15 protein-coding genes and 1 pseudogene are annotated in these 18,393 nt (G+C 74.1%); 14 read left to right on the top strand and 2 right to left on the bottom strand.

Going from position 1 to position 18,393, the window contains the following annotated elements; all coding sequences use genetic code 11:
• Position 1 precedes the first annotated feature (1 nt).
• Positions 2-1,249 (bottom strand): cytochrome P450, encoded by a 1,248-nt coding sequence (locus ACIBIW_RS23970; protein WP_399339043.1) that lies wholly within the window; start codon positions 1,247-1,249, stop codon positions 2-4.
• 360 nt (positions 1,250-1,609) lie between these two features.
• On the opposite strand from ACIBIW_RS23970, the gene ACIBIW_RS23965 reads away from it, so the two are divergent.
• The 12 genes from ACIBIW_RS23965 to ACIBIW_RS23910 all read left to right on the top strand — a co-directional run bounded on the left by ACIBIW_RS23965 (position 1,610) and on the right by ACIBIW_RS23910 (position 15,772).
• Entirely contained in the window at positions 1,610-2,137 is a 528-nt protein-coding gene (locus ACIBIW_RS23965) for an EF-hand domain-containing protein (protein WP_399339042.1), read from the top strand.
• A 3-nt stretch (positions 2,138-2,140) separates the two neighbouring features.
• Positions 2,141-4,036 carry an acyl-CoA dehydrogenase gene (locus tag ACIBIW_RS23960; RefSeq protein WP_399339041.1) on the top strand — a complete coding sequence of 632 codons (1,896 nt, stop codon included), beginning with the start codon at positions 2,141-2,143 and terminating at the stop codon, positions 4,034-4,036.
• A 39-nt stretch (positions 4,037-4,075) separates the two neighbouring features.
• On the top strand, positions 4,076-5,497 hold the full coding sequence (locus tag ACIBIW_RS23955) for a cytochrome P450 (RefSeq protein ID WP_399339040.1): 1,422 nt from the start codon (positions 4,076-4,078) through the stop codon (positions 5,495-5,497).
• Positions 5,484-6,449, top strand: coding sequence for a pirin family protein (locus ACIBIW_RS23950; protein ID WP_399339039.1), 966 nt, complete (start codon positions 5,484-5,486; stop codon positions 6,447-6,449). Before ACIBIW_RS23955 ends, ACIBIW_RS23950 begins: the two co-directional genes overlap by 14 nt.
• A gap of 717 nt (positions 6,450-7,166) precedes the next feature.
• The gene (locus ACIBIW_RS23945) at positions 7,167-7,583 is read left to right on the top strand and encodes a DUF485 domain-containing protein (RefSeq protein ID WP_399339038.1); all 417 of its coding nucleotides are present in this window, start codon (positions 7,167-7,169) and stop codon (positions 7,581-7,583) included.
• The gene (locus ACIBIW_RS23940) at positions 7,580-9,169 is read left to right on the top strand and encodes a cation acetate symporter (protein ID WP_399339037.1); all 1,590 of its coding nucleotides are present in this window, start codon (positions 7,580-7,582) and stop codon (positions 9,167-9,169) included. Before ACIBIW_RS23945 ends, ACIBIW_RS23940 begins: the two co-directional genes overlap by 4 nt.
• Before the next feature lie 46 nt (positions 9,170-9,215).
• Positions 9,216-9,980, top strand: a complete 765-nt coding sequence (locus tag ACIBIW_RS23935; protein ID WP_399339036.1) for a citryl-CoA lyase — start codon at positions 9,216-9,218, stop codon at positions 9,978-9,980.
• On the top strand, positions 9,977-11,581 hold the full coding sequence (locus tag ACIBIW_RS23930; protein WP_399339035.1) for an AMP-binding protein: 1,605 nt from the start codon (positions 9,977-9,979) through the stop codon (positions 11,579-11,581). Before ACIBIW_RS23935 ends, ACIBIW_RS23930 begins: the two co-directional genes overlap by 4 nt.
• A gap of 75 nt (positions 11,582-11,656) precedes the next feature.
• Positions 11,657-12,430: an enoyl-CoA hydratase/isomerase family protein gene (locus ACIBIW_RS23925; protein WP_399339034.1), complete on the top strand. Its 774-nt coding sequence runs from the start codon at positions 11,657-11,659 to the stop codon at positions 12,428-12,430.
• Positions 12,431-12,432: 2 nt separating this feature from the next.
• Positions 12,433-14,172 carry a class I adenylate-forming enzyme family protein gene (locus ACIBIW_RS23920; RefSeq protein WP_399339033.1) on the top strand — a complete coding sequence of 580 codons (1,740 nt, stop codon included), beginning with the start codon at positions 12,433-12,435 and terminating at the stop codon, positions 14,170-14,172.
• A gap of 102 nt (positions 14,173-14,274) precedes the next feature.
• Positions 14,275-15,093 (top strand): IclR family transcriptional regulator, encoded by an 819-nt coding sequence (locus ACIBIW_RS23915; protein WP_399339032.1) that lies wholly within the window; start codon positions 14,275-14,277, stop codon positions 15,091-15,093.
• Between the two features lie 43 nt (positions 15,094-15,136).
• A complete protein-coding gene (locus ACIBIW_RS23910; RefSeq protein ID WP_399339031.1) occupies positions 15,137-15,772 on the top strand; it encodes an enoyl-CoA hydratase/isomerase family protein in 636 nt (211 codons plus the stop codon).
• Here ACIBIW_RS23910 and ACIBIW_RS23905 read toward each other — a convergent pair.
• Positions 15,769-16,560, bottom strand: a complete 792-nt coding sequence (locus ACIBIW_RS23905; RefSeq protein WP_399339030.1) for a TetR/AcrR family transcriptional regulator — start codon at positions 16,558-16,560, stop codon at positions 15,769-15,771. The two genes, ACIBIW_RS23910 and ACIBIW_RS23905, sit on opposite strands and share 4 nt — an antisense overlap.
• A 56-nt stretch (positions 16,561-16,616) precedes the next feature.
• Between ACIBIW_RS23905 and ACIBIW_RS23900 the strand changes: the two are divergent.
• Positions 16,617-17,357: pseudogene (locus ACIBIW_RS23900) on the top strand (ABC transporter ATP-binding protein); the annotation flags it as partial.
• Between the two features lie 83 nt (positions 17,358-17,440).
• Positions 17,441-18,262, top strand: a complete 822-nt coding sequence (locus tag ACIBIW_RS23895; protein WP_399339029.1) for an ABC transporter permease — start codon at positions 17,441-17,443, stop codon at positions 18,260-18,262.
• The last annotated feature ends 131 nt before the right edge of the window (positions 18,263-18,393 follow it).

The raw sequence follows: 18,393 nt of genomic DNA, 5'->3' as shown, positions 1-18,393 counted from the left end.
CCTACCACCGTACGGGCAACTCACGCAGACCTCCTACGAGCAGTCCCTCGACGGGGCGCAGTTCGTCCGCGGGCACCGCGAGGGCGAGCGACGGCAGACGGCGCGCGAGGACGGTGAGGACGGTGGCGAGTTCGGTGCGGGCCAGGGACTGGCCGAGGCAGGAGTGCGGGCCGACGCCGAACGTCAGGTGGGGGTTGGGGGTGCGGTCGAGGCGGAGCGCCGAGGCGTCCTCGAAGGCGGCGTCGTCGCGGTTGGCCGCGGCCATGCTGCACACCACGGTGGCACCGCGGGGCAGTACGGCGCCGCCGACCTCGATGTCCTCGGTGAGGTAACGGGGCATGCCGAAACCGGCGTTGGCGTCGTACCTGAGGATCTCCTCGACGGTGGTGCGCACCAGCGCGGGCGTCGGGTCCGCGGTGACGCGGCGCCATCGGGCGGGCTCGGCCAGCAGCATCGCCATCATCTTGCCGATCATGTTGGCGGTGGTCTCGTGTCCTGCGATGAGCAACGCCTGCCCGGTGGCGATGAGCTGATCGTCCGTCAGGACCGCGCCGTCGGGGTCGGCCGCGGTGAGCAGGGAGCCGAGCAGGTCGTCCCCTGGGGCGTCGCGCTTGGCGTCGATGTGTGCGGCCATGTAGGCGCGGAACTCGGCGCCGCCCGCCTCGATCTGCTCCTGCCGGTACCGGTCGAGGTTCAGCATCATGTCCGACCAGTGGGCGAAGCGGTCCCGGTCGGCCTCGGGCACCCCGAGGAGGTCGCAGATCACCCACACCGGCAGCGGGAAGCCCACGCGTGCCTTCAGGTCGGCGGGGGCGCCGTCCGCGAGCATGGCGTCCACCAGGCGTTCCGCCATGGTCTCCATGCCGGGCCGCAGCGCGGCCACGCGCTTGGCGGTGAACCAGCGGTTCAGCATGCGGCGCCAGCGGAGGTGCCCCGCCGCGGCGAGCGAGGTGGCCATGGAGTCGTTGAAGACGCCGCCGGTCTCGGTGGCCGTGATCCGCGCGGCGTCGTCGGCCGCCATGTCGCGGGTGGCGCGGGGGTCGGCGAGCACCCGCTTCACGTCGTCGTACCGGGTCAGCAGCAGCGCGCCGTCGCCGCTGGGAAAGCGCACGGGCGCCACGGGGCAGCCGCCGCGCAGCCGCTCCCACGCCGGGGGCGCGTCGAGCGCGGTCGGCAGCGGGAAGGGGTAGCCGGGGTCCGGTGTACCGCCCTCGTGGGCGGTGGTGACCTCGGTGTGCTCGGGGCTCACGGCCGACTCCCTCCGGTCTGCGGCGCGATCGCGGCCGTCGGTGGCCGCGGGGGCAGCGGAGCGTCCCGTTCCGGTGCCTGTTGATCAGTGAACGCCTCCGCCTCAACACGCGTCAAGCGACTGACTTAAAACGCGCCATTTCCGGACGCCGGGCGGTGACCGCGCGTCAGGAGGCCGGATCGGGGGTCGATTTCCGGGTTTTCCCCGGCCTCGGAACACCCGGGAAAAGCGGTCCTGATTTATGCGATAAACGCACCGGGCTTTCACTCGAAAGAGCGTTATATGCCCGCTGGATTCACCCGATCGCTCGACGGTACTCTCAAATCCGTCTCGGGGGACACATCAGCACTGGAGGGCAAAATGGGCGTACTGCTGGACCAGAAGTACGAAAAGCTTTTCTCCTTGCTGGACATCAACGGCGACGGTGTCATCGCCGCCGACGACTTCACGCTCATGGCCGACCGCGTCCTCGAAGCCTTCGACGAGAAGGGCACGGAAAAGGGCGGCCGCTACAGCGCCGAGATGGACAACTACTGGCGCTCGCTCTACGACACCGCCGACCGCAACGACGACGGGGTGATCGACAAGGAGGAGTTCCTCGGCGCCCTCCACCAGGTCAGCAGCGACTTCGACACGCTGATCGCCCCGCTCTACAGGACCGGCTTCCGCGTCGCCGACCGCGACGACGACGGCGTCGTCGGACGCACCGACTTCATCACCGCCTTCGCCGCCATCGGCGTCCCCGGGGCCGAGGCGGGCCGGACCTTCGACGGACTGACCGGCGACAGCGGCCAGGTGACGGAGGACCAGTTGATGACCGCCGTCGCCGAGTACTACCGCGGCGACGACACCGGGAACACCAGCCGTCTCCTCTTCGGCGCCCTGTGACACATGGGCGCACTCGACCGGGATTCCCCCGCCCTCGCCGCCGCCGGAGCGCACACACCGTCCGACGGCCCCGGCGGCGCCGAGGAAGGGCCGCGCGCGCCCTTACTCACCGACGTGCTCTTCGACGGCCGGTTCGACGATCTGCACCGCCCCTGGACGGCCGTTCTCGACCGTGAGATCTTCCGCTACCGCGGCGGCCTCTCCGCCACCGAGCGCTCGGGACTCGCCTACGCGCGCCTGCGCGCCCTCAACGACCACGTGGACTCCCCCGAGGACCTGGTGGCCGACACCGCCCGTCTTGTGTCGCTGCACGAGTGGCTGGGAGTCGTCGACGGCAGCCTGACCACCCTCGCGACCGTCCACTACAACCTCTTCCTCGGCAGCCTGCTCCGCCTCGATCCCCGGGGCACCGTCGACCGCACCCCGTTCACCCGGCTCAGCCGCTACGGCGCCGTGCTGATCACCGAACTCGGCTTCGGGAACAACGCCGCCCGGCTGGAAACCACCGCCACCTACCACCACGACAGCGACAGCATCGTCCTGCACACCCCCTCGCCGCGCGCCCAGAAGTTCATGCCCAACACCGGCCCCGCCGGAGGCGCCAAGAGCGGCCTCGTCGCGGCCAGGCTCCTCGTCGGCGGCGAGGACCGGGGCGTCTTCCTGTTCCTTGTGCCCCTGCGCGACGAGCGGGGGCCCGCGCCCGGCGTACGGATACGCCCGCTCTCCGAGTCACCGGGCTCCGCCGTCGACCACGCCATGACCTCCTTCGACCAGGTGACGCTGCCGCGCACCGCGCTGCTCGGCGGCGGCCACGGGGACATCACCGCGGAGGGCGGTTTCCACAGCACCGTCGACAGCAGGGGCGGCCGGTTCCTGGCGTCCATCCAGCGCGTCACCGCCGGCAAGCTCTGCCTCAGCGCCGCCACCCTCGCCGGGGCCCGCTGCTGCCTCACCATCGCCGTGCGGTACGGCCACAGGCGCCGCACCCGGGCCCCAGGACACGGGCCCGACGTGCCGGTCTTCGCCTACCGCAGCCACCACACCAGGCTCCTGGGCGCCCTGGCCGACGCCTACGCGGCCACCTTCCTGCTCCGCGAGGCCACCCGCGCCCCCCTCGACCACGACGCGGCAGGACCGGCCGCCGACGCGGCGCGGCTGCTGGTCGCGGCGGCCAAGGGCTGGATCACCTGGCGCTCCAGGGACATCGCCATGGAGTGCAGGGAGCGCTGCGGCGCACAAGGCCTGCTCTCCGCCAACCGCGTCGTCGACCTGCTCGCCGCCATCGAGGGCGCCATCACCGCCGAGGGGGACAACCTCGTCATCTGGCAGCGGGCCGCCGCCGACATGCTCACGGGGCGCGGCTACACACCCCCGTCGCCACCCGGGCCGCGCACCGGCACCGCGACCGCTCCCACCGCCCTGCTCGACCTCCTCGTCCACCGCGAACTCGACTGCCTGGGCCGGGCCCGCGCACACCTCGACAGACCGGGCGAGAGCCCGCTCGCCCAGTGGAACCACGCGGCGAACCCCGCCCTCGACCTGGTGGCCGCCCACGCCACCCGCCGGGCCGCACAGGCGTTCCTCACCGCCGCCAAACGCGTGCGCCACCACGCCACCCGGGACCTGCTCACCCGCGTCTTCCGGCTGTTCGCACTGCGCGCCCTCGCACCGCACACCGGACTCCTGCTCGCGGACGGCCGCCTCACCGCCGCCGACGTGCACGCGCTCACCCCCGCCGCCGACCGCGTCGGCGCGGACCTCGCACCCCACGCGCTCACCCTCGTCGAGGCGTTCGCGCTCCCCGACACCCTCCTCCAGGCCCCCATCGCCACCGACCGCTACGCCGCCGCCCACGACGACCCCGCGGGCCCCTGGCGGCAGCCACCGCCCGGCCCCTGAACCGCCCCACCGAACCGCCCGCGGAAGGGACAACCGGCCATGAGCGACGCGTTCACGAGGGAACCGCCCTGGGACCCCCGGCGCTTCCCCCCGGCCGCCCGCACCCCGCGCCCCGTGCAGACCGTCAGCATGCTCCTCGACCCCCTGGGCTTCACACGCGCGCTGCGGCGGCGCCACGGACCGGTCTTCTCGGTGCGCGCCTTCCCCTACCGCGGCGCCCTCGTCTGCGCGGCCGACGCTGCGACCAACCGCGCCGTACTGACCGACCACGACCGCTTCACCGGAGGCGACGCCGCCGCGCTCCTGGCCCCCGCCGTCGGCCACCGCTCCCTGATCTGCACCCCGCCGCCCCGCCACCTCCAGCACCGCAGACTCCTGCTCCCGCCCTTCCACGGCACCCGCATCGCCGCCTGGGCCCGGCGGGTGAGGCGGCTCGTACGCGCCCGCCTGCCCGCCCTGCTGTCCGGGGACGGGGCGCCGGTGCGGCCGTGGGCGCAGCGGCTGACCCTCGACATCATCCTCAGGGTCGTCTTCGGCCTCGCGGACCCGGCCAGGGTCGCGGCCTTCCGGCACGCCCTGAACGCGTTCGTCGCCACCGGCAACATCGCCGTGCTCTTCCTGCCCGCGCCGCTGCGCCGCGACCTCGGAGCGCTCTCCCCCGGCGGCCGCTTCCACCGGCTGCGCGCACACGTACGCGACCTGACGCGGGACGAGATCGCCGCGCGCAGGGCCGCCCCCGACCGCTCCCACCGCGACGACGTCCTGTCGCTGCTGCTCGACGCCCGCGACGAGGACGGTGCGGGCCTCGACGACGCCCAGCTCCTCGACGAGCTGACCGGCCTCGTCCTGGCCGGATACGAGACCACGGCCACCACCATCGCCTGGACCCTGCACCTGCTCGCCCACCACCCGGGCGCCCGCGACGACCTGGTCGCCGACCTCGACGGCGGCTCCGACCGGCTGCTCAAGGCGGTCGTCAAGGAGTCGGGCCGGATACGCCCCGCGGTCTACAACGCCATGCGCACCGCGGCACACGACACCGAACTCGGCGGCAGGCCCGTCCCGTGCGGCGCCTTCGTGGCCGCGCTGTTCCCCCTCACCCACGTCGACCCCGAACTGTGGCCGGCACCCGACGCCTTCCGTCCGGAACGCCATCTCGGCACCGTCCCCGCGCCCTACGCGCTGACCCCGTTCGGCGGCGGCGTCCGGCGCTGTATCGGTGTCTCCCTCGCCCAGTTGGAGATCGAGACCGTCCTGACCGAGGTCCTCGCCGCGGCCGTCCCCGAACCGGCCGGCCCCCCGGAGCCCGCACGGCTGCTGTCGGTCACCCTGGTGCCCGCACGCGGCGGCCGCGTCCGCTTCCGCGCGCGCAGACCGCACCGTCCCGGTACGGACCGGTCAGCCGGGGTTCGTACCGCGGACGCGGCCACCGGGCTACGTTGGGGACATGAGCAACCTTGACCAGCGGCCCTCCCCCAGCCTGTGCGGCGGGCGTGGATTCGTCGTCGCCGAGCCCGTCCGCGAGCTGCTGAGCCCCCGGAAGGTGCAGCTCGGCGAGGCCACCGAGGTGCGCAGACTGCTGCCGAACCTGGGACGCCGCATGATCGGGGCCTGGGCCTTCGTCGACCACTACGGACCCGACGACATCGCCGACGAGCCGGGCATGCAGGTGCCGCCGCACCCGCACATGGGGCTCCAGACGGTGAGCTGGCTGCACGAGGGCGAGGTGCTGCACCGGGACTCCCTCGGCAGCCTCGCCACCATCCGCCCCCGGCAGCTCGGCCTGATGACCTCGGGCCGCGCCATCAGCCACTCCGAGGAGAGCCCGCGCTCCCACGCCCGCTTCCTGCACGGCGCACAGCTCTGGGTGGCCCTCCCCGACTCCGACCGCCATACGGAGCCGCACTTCGAACTCCACACCGAGCTGCCCGTGGTCACCGCGCCGGGACTCAGTGCCACCGTCATCCTGGGCGACCTGGACGGCGCCGCCTCCCCCGGCACCGCCTACACCCCCATCGTCGGCGCCGACCTCGCCCTGGCGGCCGGGGCGACGGCCGCCCTGCCGCTGGTACGGGACTTCGAGTACGGCGTGCTGTCGATGGCGGGCGAGGTACGGGTCGACGACGTGCCGGTGCTGCCTGGTTCGATGCTCTACCTGGGCTCGGGCCGCACCGAACTGCCCCTGCGCGCCGAGTCGGACGCCGCGGTGATGCTGCTGGGCGGCGAGCCGTTCGCGGAGGAGCTGATCATGTGGTGGAACTTCGTCGCCCGTTCCCAGGAGGAGATCGAGACGGCCAGGGACGACTGGACGAACGGCACCCGGTTCGGCGCGGTGACCGGGTACGACGGGGCCGCGCTGCCGGCACCCGAGATGCCGCCGACACCGCTCAAACCACGCGGGCGGGTGCGCTGACCGGACGGAGAATCCGCTTCACGGCCCCACGGGGGTGAGCTGCTGACCGCCGGTGCCCGACATGCCGGGCACCGGCGGGTCGCGTATGCCCGGCCGCCGGGCACCACCGCACGGGCCGTCCGCGGTGCGACCCACTGCGCACCCGAGCGATGCGGGGCGCTCGCACCCGCGATGTGCGCCTGGCTCCTCCCCCGCCCGGCCCCCGACGCGCGCTGGCCGCGGCTCGCGCCCCTCGCCACCTGGCCGCCACGGCCCCTGCCGCGCCCGACGGAAGCCTGAAGGCACTCCGGCGCGGTGGCGCCGGGAATCCGCGCGCGCCCGGCATCCGCGCGTCACGGGCATCCGCACTCCGCATCCGCCGTACTCCGCGTCCGCGCGTGCCTGGCATCCGCACTCCGCGTCCGGCTCCGGACGATCAAGGACGGGGCCCCGCCCCCGTAACCCGCGCGGCGGCGCGAAACCGCACCCGTCACCGTGGGCCCTCGTATGTCCACACCGTGTGTCGGGCGCGGCGGCCTTGAAAAATGGTGTGTTTTGCGGCGAATGTCTTGCCCTTCGGCTGCCATTCCCTCGCTCACCTGGGAAAAAACGGACCTTGCCCGGGTCCCTTGACGGCCCAGATCGGCCGCATTACGGTCGTGAAACCGGATGACGGGATGACATCCCATAATCCGGAACACCGCAGGAGCAAGGATGCTTCAGAAGGGCGGGACTTCCATGAGCCTCGACAACGGCGGCGCATCCGGCGCCCCGGCCGTGCCCCCGCACGAGCCACCCGAGACGGACGCGGTACACGCCGTGTACGCCTCCGAGGACTTCCAGCGGCTCAGCCGGGAGCGCGGGCGTCTCGCCTGGTGGCTCACGGGTGTCACGCTGGCGGTCTACCTCGGCTTCTTCCTCTGGGTCGCCCTCGGCCCCGGCTCTCTCTCCACCCCGCTCTCGGTGGTGGGGTCGAGCGGGCTGCTGGCCTACCTGGTGCTGACCGCCGTGGCGTTCGCGCTGGTGGCCGTGTACCTCCGGGTCACCACCCGGCGGATCGTGCCGCTCCAGGACGCGGTCGCGGCCGACGCGGCAGAGCGCCTCGCCGCAGGCGACGGCGGCGGCGCGCACCGGGCGGAGGGGTCGGACACATGAACCACGGCCTGACCCTCGGTGTCTTCGGCGTCCTGGTGGTGGCCATGCTGGCCATCATCGTCAGGGCCGGGCGCCGCACCCGTACCGCGGGCGACTTCTGGGCCGCCGGACGCGGCATCGGCTCCCCGCAGAACGGCCTCGCGGTGGCGGGCGACTTCATGTCCGCGGGCACCTTCCTCGGCACCGTGGGGCTGATCTTCCTCACCGGCTTCGACGGCACGCTGATCCTGCTCGCGGCGCTGTTCTCGTTCCTGCCCGTGCTGTTCCTGCTCGCGGAGCGGCTGCGCAATTCCGGCGCCTACACCCTCGCCGACGTACTGTCGCTGCGCTTCAGGGGCGAGGGGGTGCGCGGCTCCGCCGCGGTGAACACCATCGTGGTGTCGTTCTTCTACCTCTTCGCCCAACTGGTCGGCGCCGGAACCCTGTTGCAGGCCCTGTCCGGGCTCTCGTTCACCACCGCGGTGCTGATCACCGGGCTGTTCATGACGGTGTACGTGGCCCTGGGCGGGATGCTCGGCGCCACCTGGGTGATGATCGTCAAGGCGCTGCTGCTGGTGGTCGCCGCGCTGGTGGTGTCGGGCGCCGTACTCGCCCACGCGGGCTGGGACTTCGGCGGGCTGCTGCACACCGCCACCGGCAGGACCCCCGCGGGCGACGCCATCCGCGGCCCCGGGCTGCTGCTGCCCCACCAGGGCGCGCTCGACCGCACCGACATCGTCTCGTACGGCCTCGTCTACATGCTGGGCACCGCGGGCCTCCCGCACGTCCTGGTGCGCTTCTTCACGGTCCGCGACGGGCACACCGCGCGCCGCTCGCTCGGCTGGGCCATCGGCGTCATGGGCGTCTTCTTCGGCCTGGTCGTGGTGATCGGCTTCGGCGCCAGGGCGCTGCTCAACTCGGCCGCCGCCAAGGAGGCCGCGGGCGCGGGCGGCAACCTCGTCGCCCCGATCCTGGCGCGGGAGCTGGCGGGCGGCGCGGGCGCCGCCTGGGGCGACATCAGCCTCGCGGTGATCTCCGGGGTCGCCTTCCTCACCATCCTCGCCGTGGTCTCCGGGCTGCTGCTGTCCGCCTCCGGCGCGGTGGCGCACGACCTGTGGACCGGCAGCCTGCACCGGGGCAGCGCGAAGGCCCGCCGGCAGGAGCCCGCCGTCGCCCGGATCACCGCGGTCGCCATGGGCGTCCTCGCGACCCTCGGCACCTGCGCGATCGGCTCGGGCCGCAACATCACCTTCCTGCTGGGGCTCGCCTTCCTGGTCGCCGCGAGCGCCAACCTGCCGGTGATCCTGCTGACCCTGTTCTGGAAGCGGTTCACCGCGCGCGGCGCGGTCGTGGGGCTGCTGGGCGGGCTGCTGGTGTCGATCGTGGTGATCGCGCTCTCGCCGACCTGGCTGCACGACGACGCCGTGATCAAGCTGGACTACCCGGCCGTCATCTCCATCCCCGCCGGGTTCCTCATCGCCTGTCTCGCCACCCTGCTCGGGCGCTCGCGCCCCGACCGGGCGGCCTGGGAGTCGATGTCGGTAAGGACCCAGCTCGGGAGCCGGGCGGCGGCGGCCGACGCGCCGGAACCCGCCGCGCGCACGTGAGCCGGGCCGCGCCCCTTCACCACCCCACCCGCAGAAGGAACCCGCAATGCCTCAGCCGCACCAGACGATGGCCGCCGTCACACCCGACGGCATCACCGTGAAGGGCCGTGACCTGGCCCGTGAACTCATCGGCTCCGTCACCCTCACCGACATGCTGCATCTGGAGATCACCGGGGAGCTGCCCGAGCCCGGCGCCCGGGACGCCCTCGACGCGGTGCTGACCGCCCTCACCGAGCACGGCATGACCGCCACCGCGGTCACCGCGAGGCTCACCGACCTGGGCGCCCCCGGGGCGCTCCAGGGGGCGGTCGCGGCAGGGCTGCTGGGCGCGGGCGACCGCTTCCTCGGCGCGCTCGACGGCGCCGCGAGGCTCCTCCAGGAGTGGCCGGCCGACGGCGACCCCGAGGAGCACGCGCGCCACCTCGCCGAGGAGGCACGCGCACGGCGCGGGCGGCTGCCGGGGCTCGGCCACCCCGTGCACACCGGCGGCGACCCGCGCACCGCGCGGCTGTTCGCGGTCGCCGACGCCGCCGGGCTCGACCCCGTACCGCGCGAGCGGTTCCTGCTGCTCCAGCGGCACGCCGAGCGGGTCGTCGGCAGGACGCTGCCGGTGAACGTCGACGGCGCGTCCGCGGTGCTGCTCACCGGGGTCGGCATCCCCTGGCAGGTGTGCCGGGGCATCGCGCTGGTGGCGCGGGCCGCGGGGCTCGTCGGGCACCTGTGGGACGAGCACCGCTCCCCCGCCGCCCACGCGCTGCTCGACGCGGCCGACGCCGCCGCCCCCTACCAGGCACCGGAGGTGACCGCGTGACCGGGACCGCACCGCGCGCCGGTGACCACACCGCGGAGGCCGTACCGCTGCCCGTACTGCTGCGCGAGCGTGCCGCGACCGACCCCGGGGCGGTGTTCGTCCAGGACACCGCCGAGGGCCCGGTCACCTACGCCCGCTTCGAGGAACTGGTCGGCCGGTGGCGCGGCGCGCTGCACACCGCGGGGGTGCGTGCAGGCGACCGGGTCGTGACGATGTTCCCGACAGGGCCCGAGGCGCTGGTGGTGTGGATGGCCGTCGCCAGGCTGGGCGCGGTGGAGGTGCCGCTGAACACCGCCTACCACGGCCGGGTCCTCGCGGGCGTGGTGGCGGACGCGGCACCCGCCGCGGCCGCCGTGCACCCCCGCTGGGCCGGGCGGTTCGCACCGGGCGAACTCCCCGGGCCCGCGCTGCCGACGGTGCTCACCGGCGCGGGCGGCCCGGACGGCACCCCGGGCCCCGCCACCACCGCGCCCGCGGACACCGCGCCGCCGCCCGAGCCGGAGCTGCGCGAGCACACCGTCGCCACCGTCGTCTACACCTCGGGCACCACGGGGCGCTCCAAGGGCGTCATGATCCCCTGGCGGCAGCTCGAACGCTCCGCCTTCTGGTGCATCCCGCTCGACGAGGCGGGCCCCGACGACCACTGGTACGTGCCGGTGCCGCTGTTCCACGTCAGCGGCAAGCTGTCGGTGTACGCGGCGGCCCTCACCGGCGCCCGCGCCGTCACCAGGGACGGCTTCAGCACCTCGGGCTTCTGGCCGGACGTGCGCGCCCACGGCTGTACGACGACGCTGCTGCCGGGCAGCGCGGCACGCTACCTGGAGTCGGTGCCCGAGGCCCCCGACGACGCGGACAACCCGCTCCGCAACGTCTTCGTGGCCCCCTTCCCGCGCGACCGCGCGGCGTTCGCGGCCCGCTTCGGGGTGCGGCTGACCACCGCGTTCAACATGACCGAGGTCAGTTGCCCGGTGGTCAGCGGCTGGGAACTCGGCCCCGAGGGGAGCTGCGGCCGTGCGCGCCCCGGCGCGCAGATCCGCATCGTCGACGAGGACGACCACGAGGTGCCCGACGGCGAGACCGGCGAGCTGCTGGTGCGCACCGACTCCCCCTGGGAGATCACCGCGGGCTACCTCGGCGCCCCCGAGGTCACCGCGGACGCCACCCGCAACCTCTGGTTCCACACCGGGGACCGCTGCCGCCGCGACGCCGAGGGCTGGGTCTACTTCGTGGACAGATCGGGCGACGCCATCAGGCGTCGCGGCGAGAACATCTGCTCCACCGACGTGGAGGCGGCCCTCGGGGGGCATCCGGCGGTCGCGGAGGCGGCCGTGATCGGGGTGCCGTCGCCGTGGGGCGAGCACGACGTCAAGGCGTTCGTGGTGCCGCGCGCCGGGCACGCCCCGGACGCGGTGCCCGGTGGGCTCGCCGCGGACATCGCCGCCTACGCCCGCGCGGAGCTGCCCCGGTTCATGGTGCCGCGCTACGTCGAGATCGTGGACGATCTGCCGCGCACCCACACCCAGCGGATACGCAAGGCGGAACTGCGCGCCCGCACCGGGCACGACGAGCGCCCCGGACGCTTCCACGACAGCGGACGCTGAGACACCGGACACCCCGCACCGCACACCGCCGAAGGCCGCGGCAGCACACACCACGGCCCAGCGAAAGGCCAACCGATGAGCATCACCCTCGACCGCGAAGGACAGGTCGCCGTCGTGACCATCCGCCGCCCCGAGCGCCACAACACCCTGGACATGCCCACGCTGAACGCGCTGCGGGACGCGTGGATCGAGATTCGCGACGACGACGCGCTGCGGGCCGCCGTACTCACCGGGGAGGGCGAGCGCGCGTTCTGCGCCGGGGCCGACCTCAAGGACTTCCTGCCCCGCCCGCATCCGCTGCGCGACCTGTGGAACCCGGGCGTGGAGCTGCGCCCCGACCGCGGCCTCGACCTGTTCAAGCCGGTGGTGGCCGCCGTCAACGGCTACTGCCTCGGCGGCGGTCTGACGCTGCTGCTCTCCACCGATCTGCGGGTGGCGGGCGAGCAGGCCACGTTCGCCACCCCCGAGGTGGGCCACGGCATCCTGGCGAGCTGCGGCGGCACCCAGCGCCTCGCGCAGCAACTGCCGCGCGCGCTCGCCATGGAGATGCTGCTCACCGGCGACCGGATCGACGCGGCGACCGCGCTGCGCTGGGGCCTGGTGAACCGGGTCGTCCCGGTGGACGAGGTGCTGCCCACCGCGCTCGGCCTGGCGCACCGCATCGCCCGCAACGCCCCGATGGCGGTGCAGGCCACCAAGGAGCTGGCACTGCGCTCCGGGGACATGGACACCGCCGCCGGGCTGCGCCTGGAGGACGCCATGGTGCGGCTGCTCCAGGACAGCGAGGACTTCGCCGAGGGCGTCAGGGCCTTCGCCGAGCGCCGCCCCGCCGAGTTCCGGGGGCGGTGACGATGCCGCACGCACCCGAGGGCGGCGCCCCGGCCCGCGGCACACCGCAGGCGGCCGTGCCGGGCCCCCGTGACACCCACTCCCCCGCCCTGCCGCTACCGGTCCCCGCGGGCATCGCCGCCCGGGTGGCACGCCCGCGGAGCGCACCGCCGCCGCCCACCCTGGCGGACCTGGTGGCCGCGCAGGCCCAGTGGCGGCCCGAGCGCACCGCGCTCATCGACGACGCGGGGGAACACACCTACGGCGCCCTGCACCTACGGGTCACCGCGCTGGCGCGCGGGCTGCGGGCGCTCGGGGTGCACACGGGCGACCCGGTGGCGGTGGCCGAGGACCCGTGCGCCGACATGGTCGCCCTCTACCTGGCCACCGCGCGCATCGGCGCCGTCCTCGTACCGCTGAGCACCCGGCTCACCGCGGCGGAGCTGGCGGTCCCGCTCGGCATGGCGCGCCCGGTGCTCGCGGCGGGCTCCGCGGAGCGCGCCGAGGTGCTGTCCGCCGCCCTGGACCACTGCGGCGCGGACACCACCATGCTCACCGGGGGCGAGGACACCACCTGGGCGGACTGCGTCGCCGCCGCGGGGGCCGCGCTCCCGGCCGGTGCGGGCGCGCCCGACCCCGAGGTGGGCCCCGACAGCCCCCATCTGCTGCTGTTCACCTCGGGCACCACGGGCGCCCCCAAGGCGGCGGTGCTCTCCCAACGGCGCAGCCTGGGCGACGCGTTCGGCGCGGCGCTGGCGTCCGGGGTGCGCCCGGACGACCGGCTGCTCGCCTACCAGCCGCTCTACCACACCGGCGGCTGGGACTTCCTGAAGCAGTATCTGCTGGCGGGCGGCTCGGCGGTGCTGATGCGGAAGTTCGACCCCGACACCGCGCTCGCGCTGATCGAGCGGCACCGCTGCACCTCGCTCTTCGCGGTGCCGCTGGTGCTGGCCAGGCTGCTCGACGCGCCCCGGCTCGGCCGCACCGACCTGGCGTCGCTGCGGCGCCTGATGTACGCGAGCTACGAGCCGAGCCGTCTTGTGCCGCGGGCGGTGGCCGCGTTCGAGGAGCGCGGCGCCCGCGATATACGCCTTGAGCATGTGTACGGGCAGACCGAGGCGGGCTCCTTCATCGCCACCCTGCGCCCCGAGGACGCCGTACCCGACACCCTCGACGCGGTCGGCACCCCGGTGCCGGGGGTGACGGTGGCGCTGCTCGATCCCGCGCTGCGGCCGGTGCAGGACGGGCGTACCGGGGAGGTGTGCGTGCGCGGCGAGAGCGTGATGCTCGGCTACCTGGACGACCCCGGGGCCACCGCGGCGGCGTTCGAGGGCGGCTGGCTGCACACCGGCGACCTGGGCGTCAAGGGCGCGGACGGGCAGTTGCGCATCGTCGGGCGGCTGCGCGACATGGTGCGTACCGCGGGCGAGAACGTGTTCCCGAAGGAGGTCGAGGCCGCCCTGGTGGAGCACCCCGAGGTGCTGGACTGCGCGGTGTTCGGGGTGCCGGACGAGGAGTGGGACGAGCGGGTCGCCGCGCTGGTGGTGCGCGCCTCCGGCTCGACACTCACCGAGGACGCGCTGACCGCGCACCTGCGGGCGAGGCTCGCCGGTTTCAAGCTGCCGCGCACCCTGCGGTTCGTGGCGGCGATCCCGAAGACCCCGGCGGGCAAGACCGACCGCAAGGCGCTGCCCGGGCGTCTTGCGGCCGACCCGGCGCCTTCCGGGCAGGTCCCGGGGCCTTCAGGGGAGGTGGCGCGGTGAGCGCACGTGCCCCGCGGGAGCCGGGCGCCGGCTCGCCTATCCTCTGGTCACGGCGGTACGCGACGGGCCCGTGCGGTGCGCGGGGCTTGAGGAGGACGAGGCATGGCGGACGGACGCGGCGACCCGCTGCTCAGTGTGGAGCGCAGCATCGCGGTGCTGGACCTGTTCACCTCACGGCGGGCCACGCTGACCCTCGCGGAGATGCAGGAACTGCTGCCGTGGCCGCGTACCACCCTGCACCGGTACGCGCACTCGCTGCGGCAGACCGGCATGCTCTCCTACGACACCAGGAGGAGCCGCTACCGGCTCGGCCCGAAACTGGTGCGGCTCGGCGCCGTGGCGCTCAACGGGCTGCCGCTCGCGGAGCTTGCGGGCCCGCTGCTGGAGCGCCTGGTGCGGCTGACCCAGGTCACGGCGCTGCTGACCATCTGGGACGGGGACGCGCCGCTGGTGGTGCGGGAGAACGACAACACCGACCAGTTGGTGTCGCTGAAGATCCGCGAGGGCTCCCACCTTCCGGCGTTCGACTCGGCGGCAGGGCAGGTCTTCCTCGCGTTCTCGCCGACCGCCCGGGAGCGGTTCGACAGCCAGCAGGACCCGGCCGCGGACCTCGCGGAGCGGGAACGCACCCTGGAGGCGGTGCGCCGGGACGGGCTCGCCTACACGGAGGTGCTGTCGGGGCTGCGGGCGTACGCGGCGCCGGTGTTCCAGGCCGGGGAGCTGGTGGGCGCGGTCAGCATCCTCGGCACGGTCTCCCAGTTGCCGGAGCCCGGCCCCTCGCAGCCCACGGAGCGGCTGCTCGCGGTCTGCAAGCGGCTGAGCGAGGCGCTGGGCGCGGAGGACCCCGAGGAGCCGGGGGCGCTCGCGGGCGGGGAACTCGCGGCCGAGGCGCTGCCCAGAGGGCGCACACTGCCGGAGTGATCCGGGGCCGCGCCCGCGCGTGCCCCGCGGAAGGAGCGGTGCGATGACCATCGACGTCACCCGGGAAGGCCCGGTGCTGACCCTCACGCTCAACAGGCCCGAGCGGCTCAACGCCCTGACGGGTCCTGACTACCGCGACCTCTCCGCGGCCTGGCGCGAGGCGGGCGAGGACGACCGGGTGCGGGCCGTGGTGCTGACCGGGGCGGGCGAGCGGGCGTTCTGCACGGGCGCCGACCTCAAGGACACCATTCCGCACCCGCCGCCGCTGGGGGATCTGGCGAAGCCGCGGGCCGCGGTGCGCCCCGACAGGGCCCAGCCGCTGTGGAAGCCGGTGATCGCGGCGGTGCGCGGCTACTGCCTGGGCGGCGGCCTGACCCTCATGCTCCGTACCGACCTCCGCGTCGTCGCGGAGGACGCGGTGTTCGGCCTGCCGGAGGTCGCCTGGGGCATCCCCGTCAACTGCCCGCCGGGAGAGCTGGGCACCTCCCACCCGGCGGGCGCCCGCTGGGCCCTCACGGGCGACCGCTTCGACGCCCGCGAGGCGTTCACATACGGCCTGGTCAACAGGGTCGTACCGGCCGCAGAGGTGGCGGCTGCGGCGATGGCCCTGGCGCGGCGGGTGGCGGAGCACCCGCTGGACGAGCTGACGGCCGTCAAGTACCTGGCCCTGTCCGGCTAGTCGGCGGTCTCGCGGCCGCGGTCGGCGGTCAGGGCCTCGATGCCGGCGATCAGCCGTTCGAGGCCGAAACGGTAGGCGTGCTCGGGGTTGTGGGCGGCCTGGTGGGCCTCGCCCGCGGCCTGGCCCACCCGCGAGCCGAGCGGGAACCGTGCGGGGTCGAGGACCTCGGAGAGCGGGGGCGCGACGCGTTCCCACCACTGGGCGTCGGTGACCCCGGTGCGCCGCACGACGCGGTCCGCCTCCACCCGCCGGCGGGCGACGCCCTCGACATGGGTCTGCACCAGGGTGAGGACGGCGTCCATCTCGATGTCGTCGAGGCCGATACCCTCGATGACACCCAGCTCCAGTTCGTACTTGGCGACGGTGTGGGGGCCGAGCGGGGGGCGGCCCGTGAAGATCTGGAGCACCCAGGGGTGGCGCAGCGCGAGATCCCAGTTCACCCGCGCGACGCGGCGCAGGCCGTCCTGCCAGCCCTCGTCCTCGGGGCGGGTCCCGAACTCGGTCACGGCCTCGGCGTAGACGGTGTCGAGCATGACTTCGAGCAATTCGTCACGGGACGCGAGGTAGGTGTAGAGCGACATCGTGCCCACCCCCAGGGCCTCCGCCACCCGCCGCATCGACAGCAGGCCGAGATCCTGGTCGGCGTCGGCGAGTTCGACGGCGGCGGCGACGACCTGCCCGGTGGTCAGGGTGTGCCGGGGGCCGCGGCGCGGTGGCTGCCGGGTGCCCCACAGCGTCGCGATCGTCCGCGCGGGGTCCGTCGCGCCCTTGCCCTCTTCCGTCGCCATGGGCGTCAGACTACACCGCTTCGTACGGCGTACGATGTTGCGCTATGGTTCTCCGTATGCCATACGAAGAAATATCGGAGCGGGCCCAGAACGACTGGGCGATCGAGGCCACCGGCGTTCGCAAGAGCTTCGGGGGCAGGACGGCGCTCGACGGCGTGGACCTGCGGGTGCGGACGGGCACGGTGTACGGGCTGCTCGGGCCGAACGGGGCCGGGAAGACCACCGCCGTCCGTATCCTCACCACCCTGCTGCGCCCCGACGCGGGCGAGGTCCGCGTCGCCGGATGCGATGTGCTGGCCGACCCGGGCCCGGCGCGCTACCGGATGGGCCTCGTCGGCCAGAACACATCGGTGGACGAGATACTCACCGGGCGGCAGAACCTGGTCCTGTTCGGCAAGCTGTACCACCTGCGGTCCGCGGTCGCCCGGCGGCGGGCCGGCGAACTGCTCGAACGCTTCGGGCTGACCAACGCCGCGGACAGGCCGGTCGCCGGCTACTCCGGCGGAATGCGCCGCCGCCTCGACCTCGCCGCCGCCCTCATCCTCTCGCCGCGGGTCCTCTTCCTGGACGAGCCGACCACCGGTCTCGACCCGCGGGCGCGCAACGAGGTGTGGACCATGATCAAGGAGATCGTGGCGGCCGGCACCACCGCGCTGCTCACCACCCAGTACCTGGAGGAGGCCGACCGGCTCGCCGACCGGCTGGCGCTCATCGACGCCGGCCGTGTCGTCGCCGAGGGAACGCCCGACGAGTTGAAGGCGCGTGTGGGCCCCGACCGTGTCGAGACCGCCGTGCGCAAGCCCACCCTCGACGAGGTGTTCCTTGCCCTCACAGGACAACACCCCACCGTCACACCCCCGCAGGACGAGGAGATCACCGCATGAGCGCGCCCACCGCCGCGATCACCGCACCGTCCGGGCACCGCGCGAGCGCCGTGCGGGACACCGCCACCCTGGCCGGCCGCATCCTGACCCACTGGCGCCAACGCCCCGTGTCGATCCTGCTCGGCTTCCTCTTCCCCGTCCTGATGGTGCTGATGTTCGGCTACCTCTTCGGCGGGGCGATGTCCCTGCCGGGCGGCGACTACATGGACTTCCTCATCCCCGGCATGCTCACCATGACCATGCTGTTCGGGCTCGAATCCCTCGTCGTCTCGGTGGCCCATGACACCGCGAAGGGCGTCACCGAGCGCATCCGTTCCCTGCCCGTCGGCACCGCACCCGCGCTCGCCGGTCGCAGCGCGGCCGACATGCTCAACGCCCTGGTCGGCCTGGCCGTCATGATCGGCACAGGGCTGCTGGTCGGCTGGCGGCCCGAGCGCGGCCTCGCCCCGGCCCTCGCCGCCGCAGGGCTGCTGCTGTGGCTGCGGTGGGCCTTCACCTGGGTCGGTGTCCACCTCGGGCTCCTGCTCAGGACACCGGAGTCGGCGGTGGCCGTACAGGTCGTGGTCTGGCCGGTCGGGTTCCTCTCCAGCGTGTACGTCTCCCCCGACACCATGCCCGGCTGGCTCGGCGCCATCGCCACCTGGAACCCCCTGACCGCCACCGCTACCGCGATCCGGGAGCTGTTCGGCAACCCCGGCTGGAACACGGGCGGCTGGGCCGCCGACCACGCCATCGCCCTGGCCCTGATCTGGCCCGCCCTGCTCACCCTCGTCTTCGTGCCGCTCGCCTGCCGACAGTACGGGGCACTCGCGAACTGACCCGTCCGCCCGCCGCGCCGCCGCCCGTTGCCGACGACGTGGAGCCCGTGCCCTCGCACCGCGGCCCGGAGCGGTTCGAGGGCGGCGGCCGCTCGCCGCACGGTGACCCGTACGGCCCGGGCCGCGGACCC

It is taken from the genome of Streptomyces sp. NPDC050560 (assembly GCF_044457285.1).
Taxonomy (GTDB): domain Bacteria; phylum Actinomycetota; class Actinomycetes; order Streptomycetales; family Streptomycetaceae; genus Streptomyces.
Note: the sequence above shows the minus strand (reverse complement) of the source record. Positions and strands in the feature narration are given on the sequence as shown.

Excerpts from the sequence above, each read along its gene's own strand:
- ACIBIW_RS23965 (WP_399339042.1), top strand. The coding sequence starts at position 1,610 with ATGGGCGTACTGCTGGACCAGAAGTACGAAAAGCTTTTCTCCTTGCTG.
- ACIBIW_RS23960 (WP_399339041.1), top strand. The coding sequence starts at position 2,141 with ATGGGCGCACTCGACCGGGATTCCCCCGCCCTCGCCGCCGCCGGAGCG.
- ACIBIW_RS23955 (WP_399339040.1), top strand. The coding sequence starts at position 4,076 with ATGAGCGACGCGTTCACGAGGGAACCGCCCTGGGACCCCCGGCGCTTC.
- ACIBIW_RS23950 (WP_399339039.1), top strand. The coding sequence starts at position 5,484 with ATGAGCAACCTTGACCAGCGGCCCTCCCCCAGCCTGTGCGGCGGGCGT.
- ACIBIW_RS23945 (WP_399339038.1), top strand. The coding sequence starts at position 7,167 with ATGAGCCTCGACAACGGCGGCGCATCCGGCGCCCCGGCCGTGCCCCCG.
- ACIBIW_RS23940 (WP_399339037.1), top strand. The coding sequence starts at position 7,580 with ATGAACCACGGCCTGACCCTCGGTGTCTTCGGCGTCCTGGTGGTGGCC.
- ACIBIW_RS23935 (WP_399339036.1), top strand. The coding sequence starts at position 9,216 with ATGCCTCAGCCGCACCAGACGATGGCCGCCGTCACACCCGACGGCATC.
- ACIBIW_RS23925 (WP_399339034.1), top strand. The coding sequence starts at position 11,657 with ATGAGCATCACCCTCGACCGCGAAGGACAGGTCGCCGTCGTGACCATC.
- ACIBIW_RS23920 (WP_399339033.1), top strand. The coding sequence starts at position 12,433 with ATGCCGCACGCACCCGAGGGCGGCGCCCCGGCCCGCGGCACACCGCAG.
- ACIBIW_RS23915 (WP_399339032.1), top strand. The coding sequence starts at position 14,275 with ATGGCGGACGGACGCGGCGACCCGCTGCTCAGTGTGGAGCGCAGCATC.
- ACIBIW_RS23910 (WP_399339031.1), top strand. The coding sequence starts at position 15,137 with ATGACCATCGACGTCACCCGGGAAGGCCCGGTGCTGACCCTCACGCTC.
- ACIBIW_RS23905 (WP_399339030.1), bottom strand. The coding sequence starts at position 16,560 with ATGGCGACGGAAGAGGGCAAGGGCGCGACGGACCCCGCGCGGACGATC.
- ACIBIW_RS23895 (WP_399339029.1), top strand. The coding sequence starts at position 17,441 with ATGAGCGCGCCCACCGCCGCGATCACCGCACCGTCCGGGCACCGCGCG.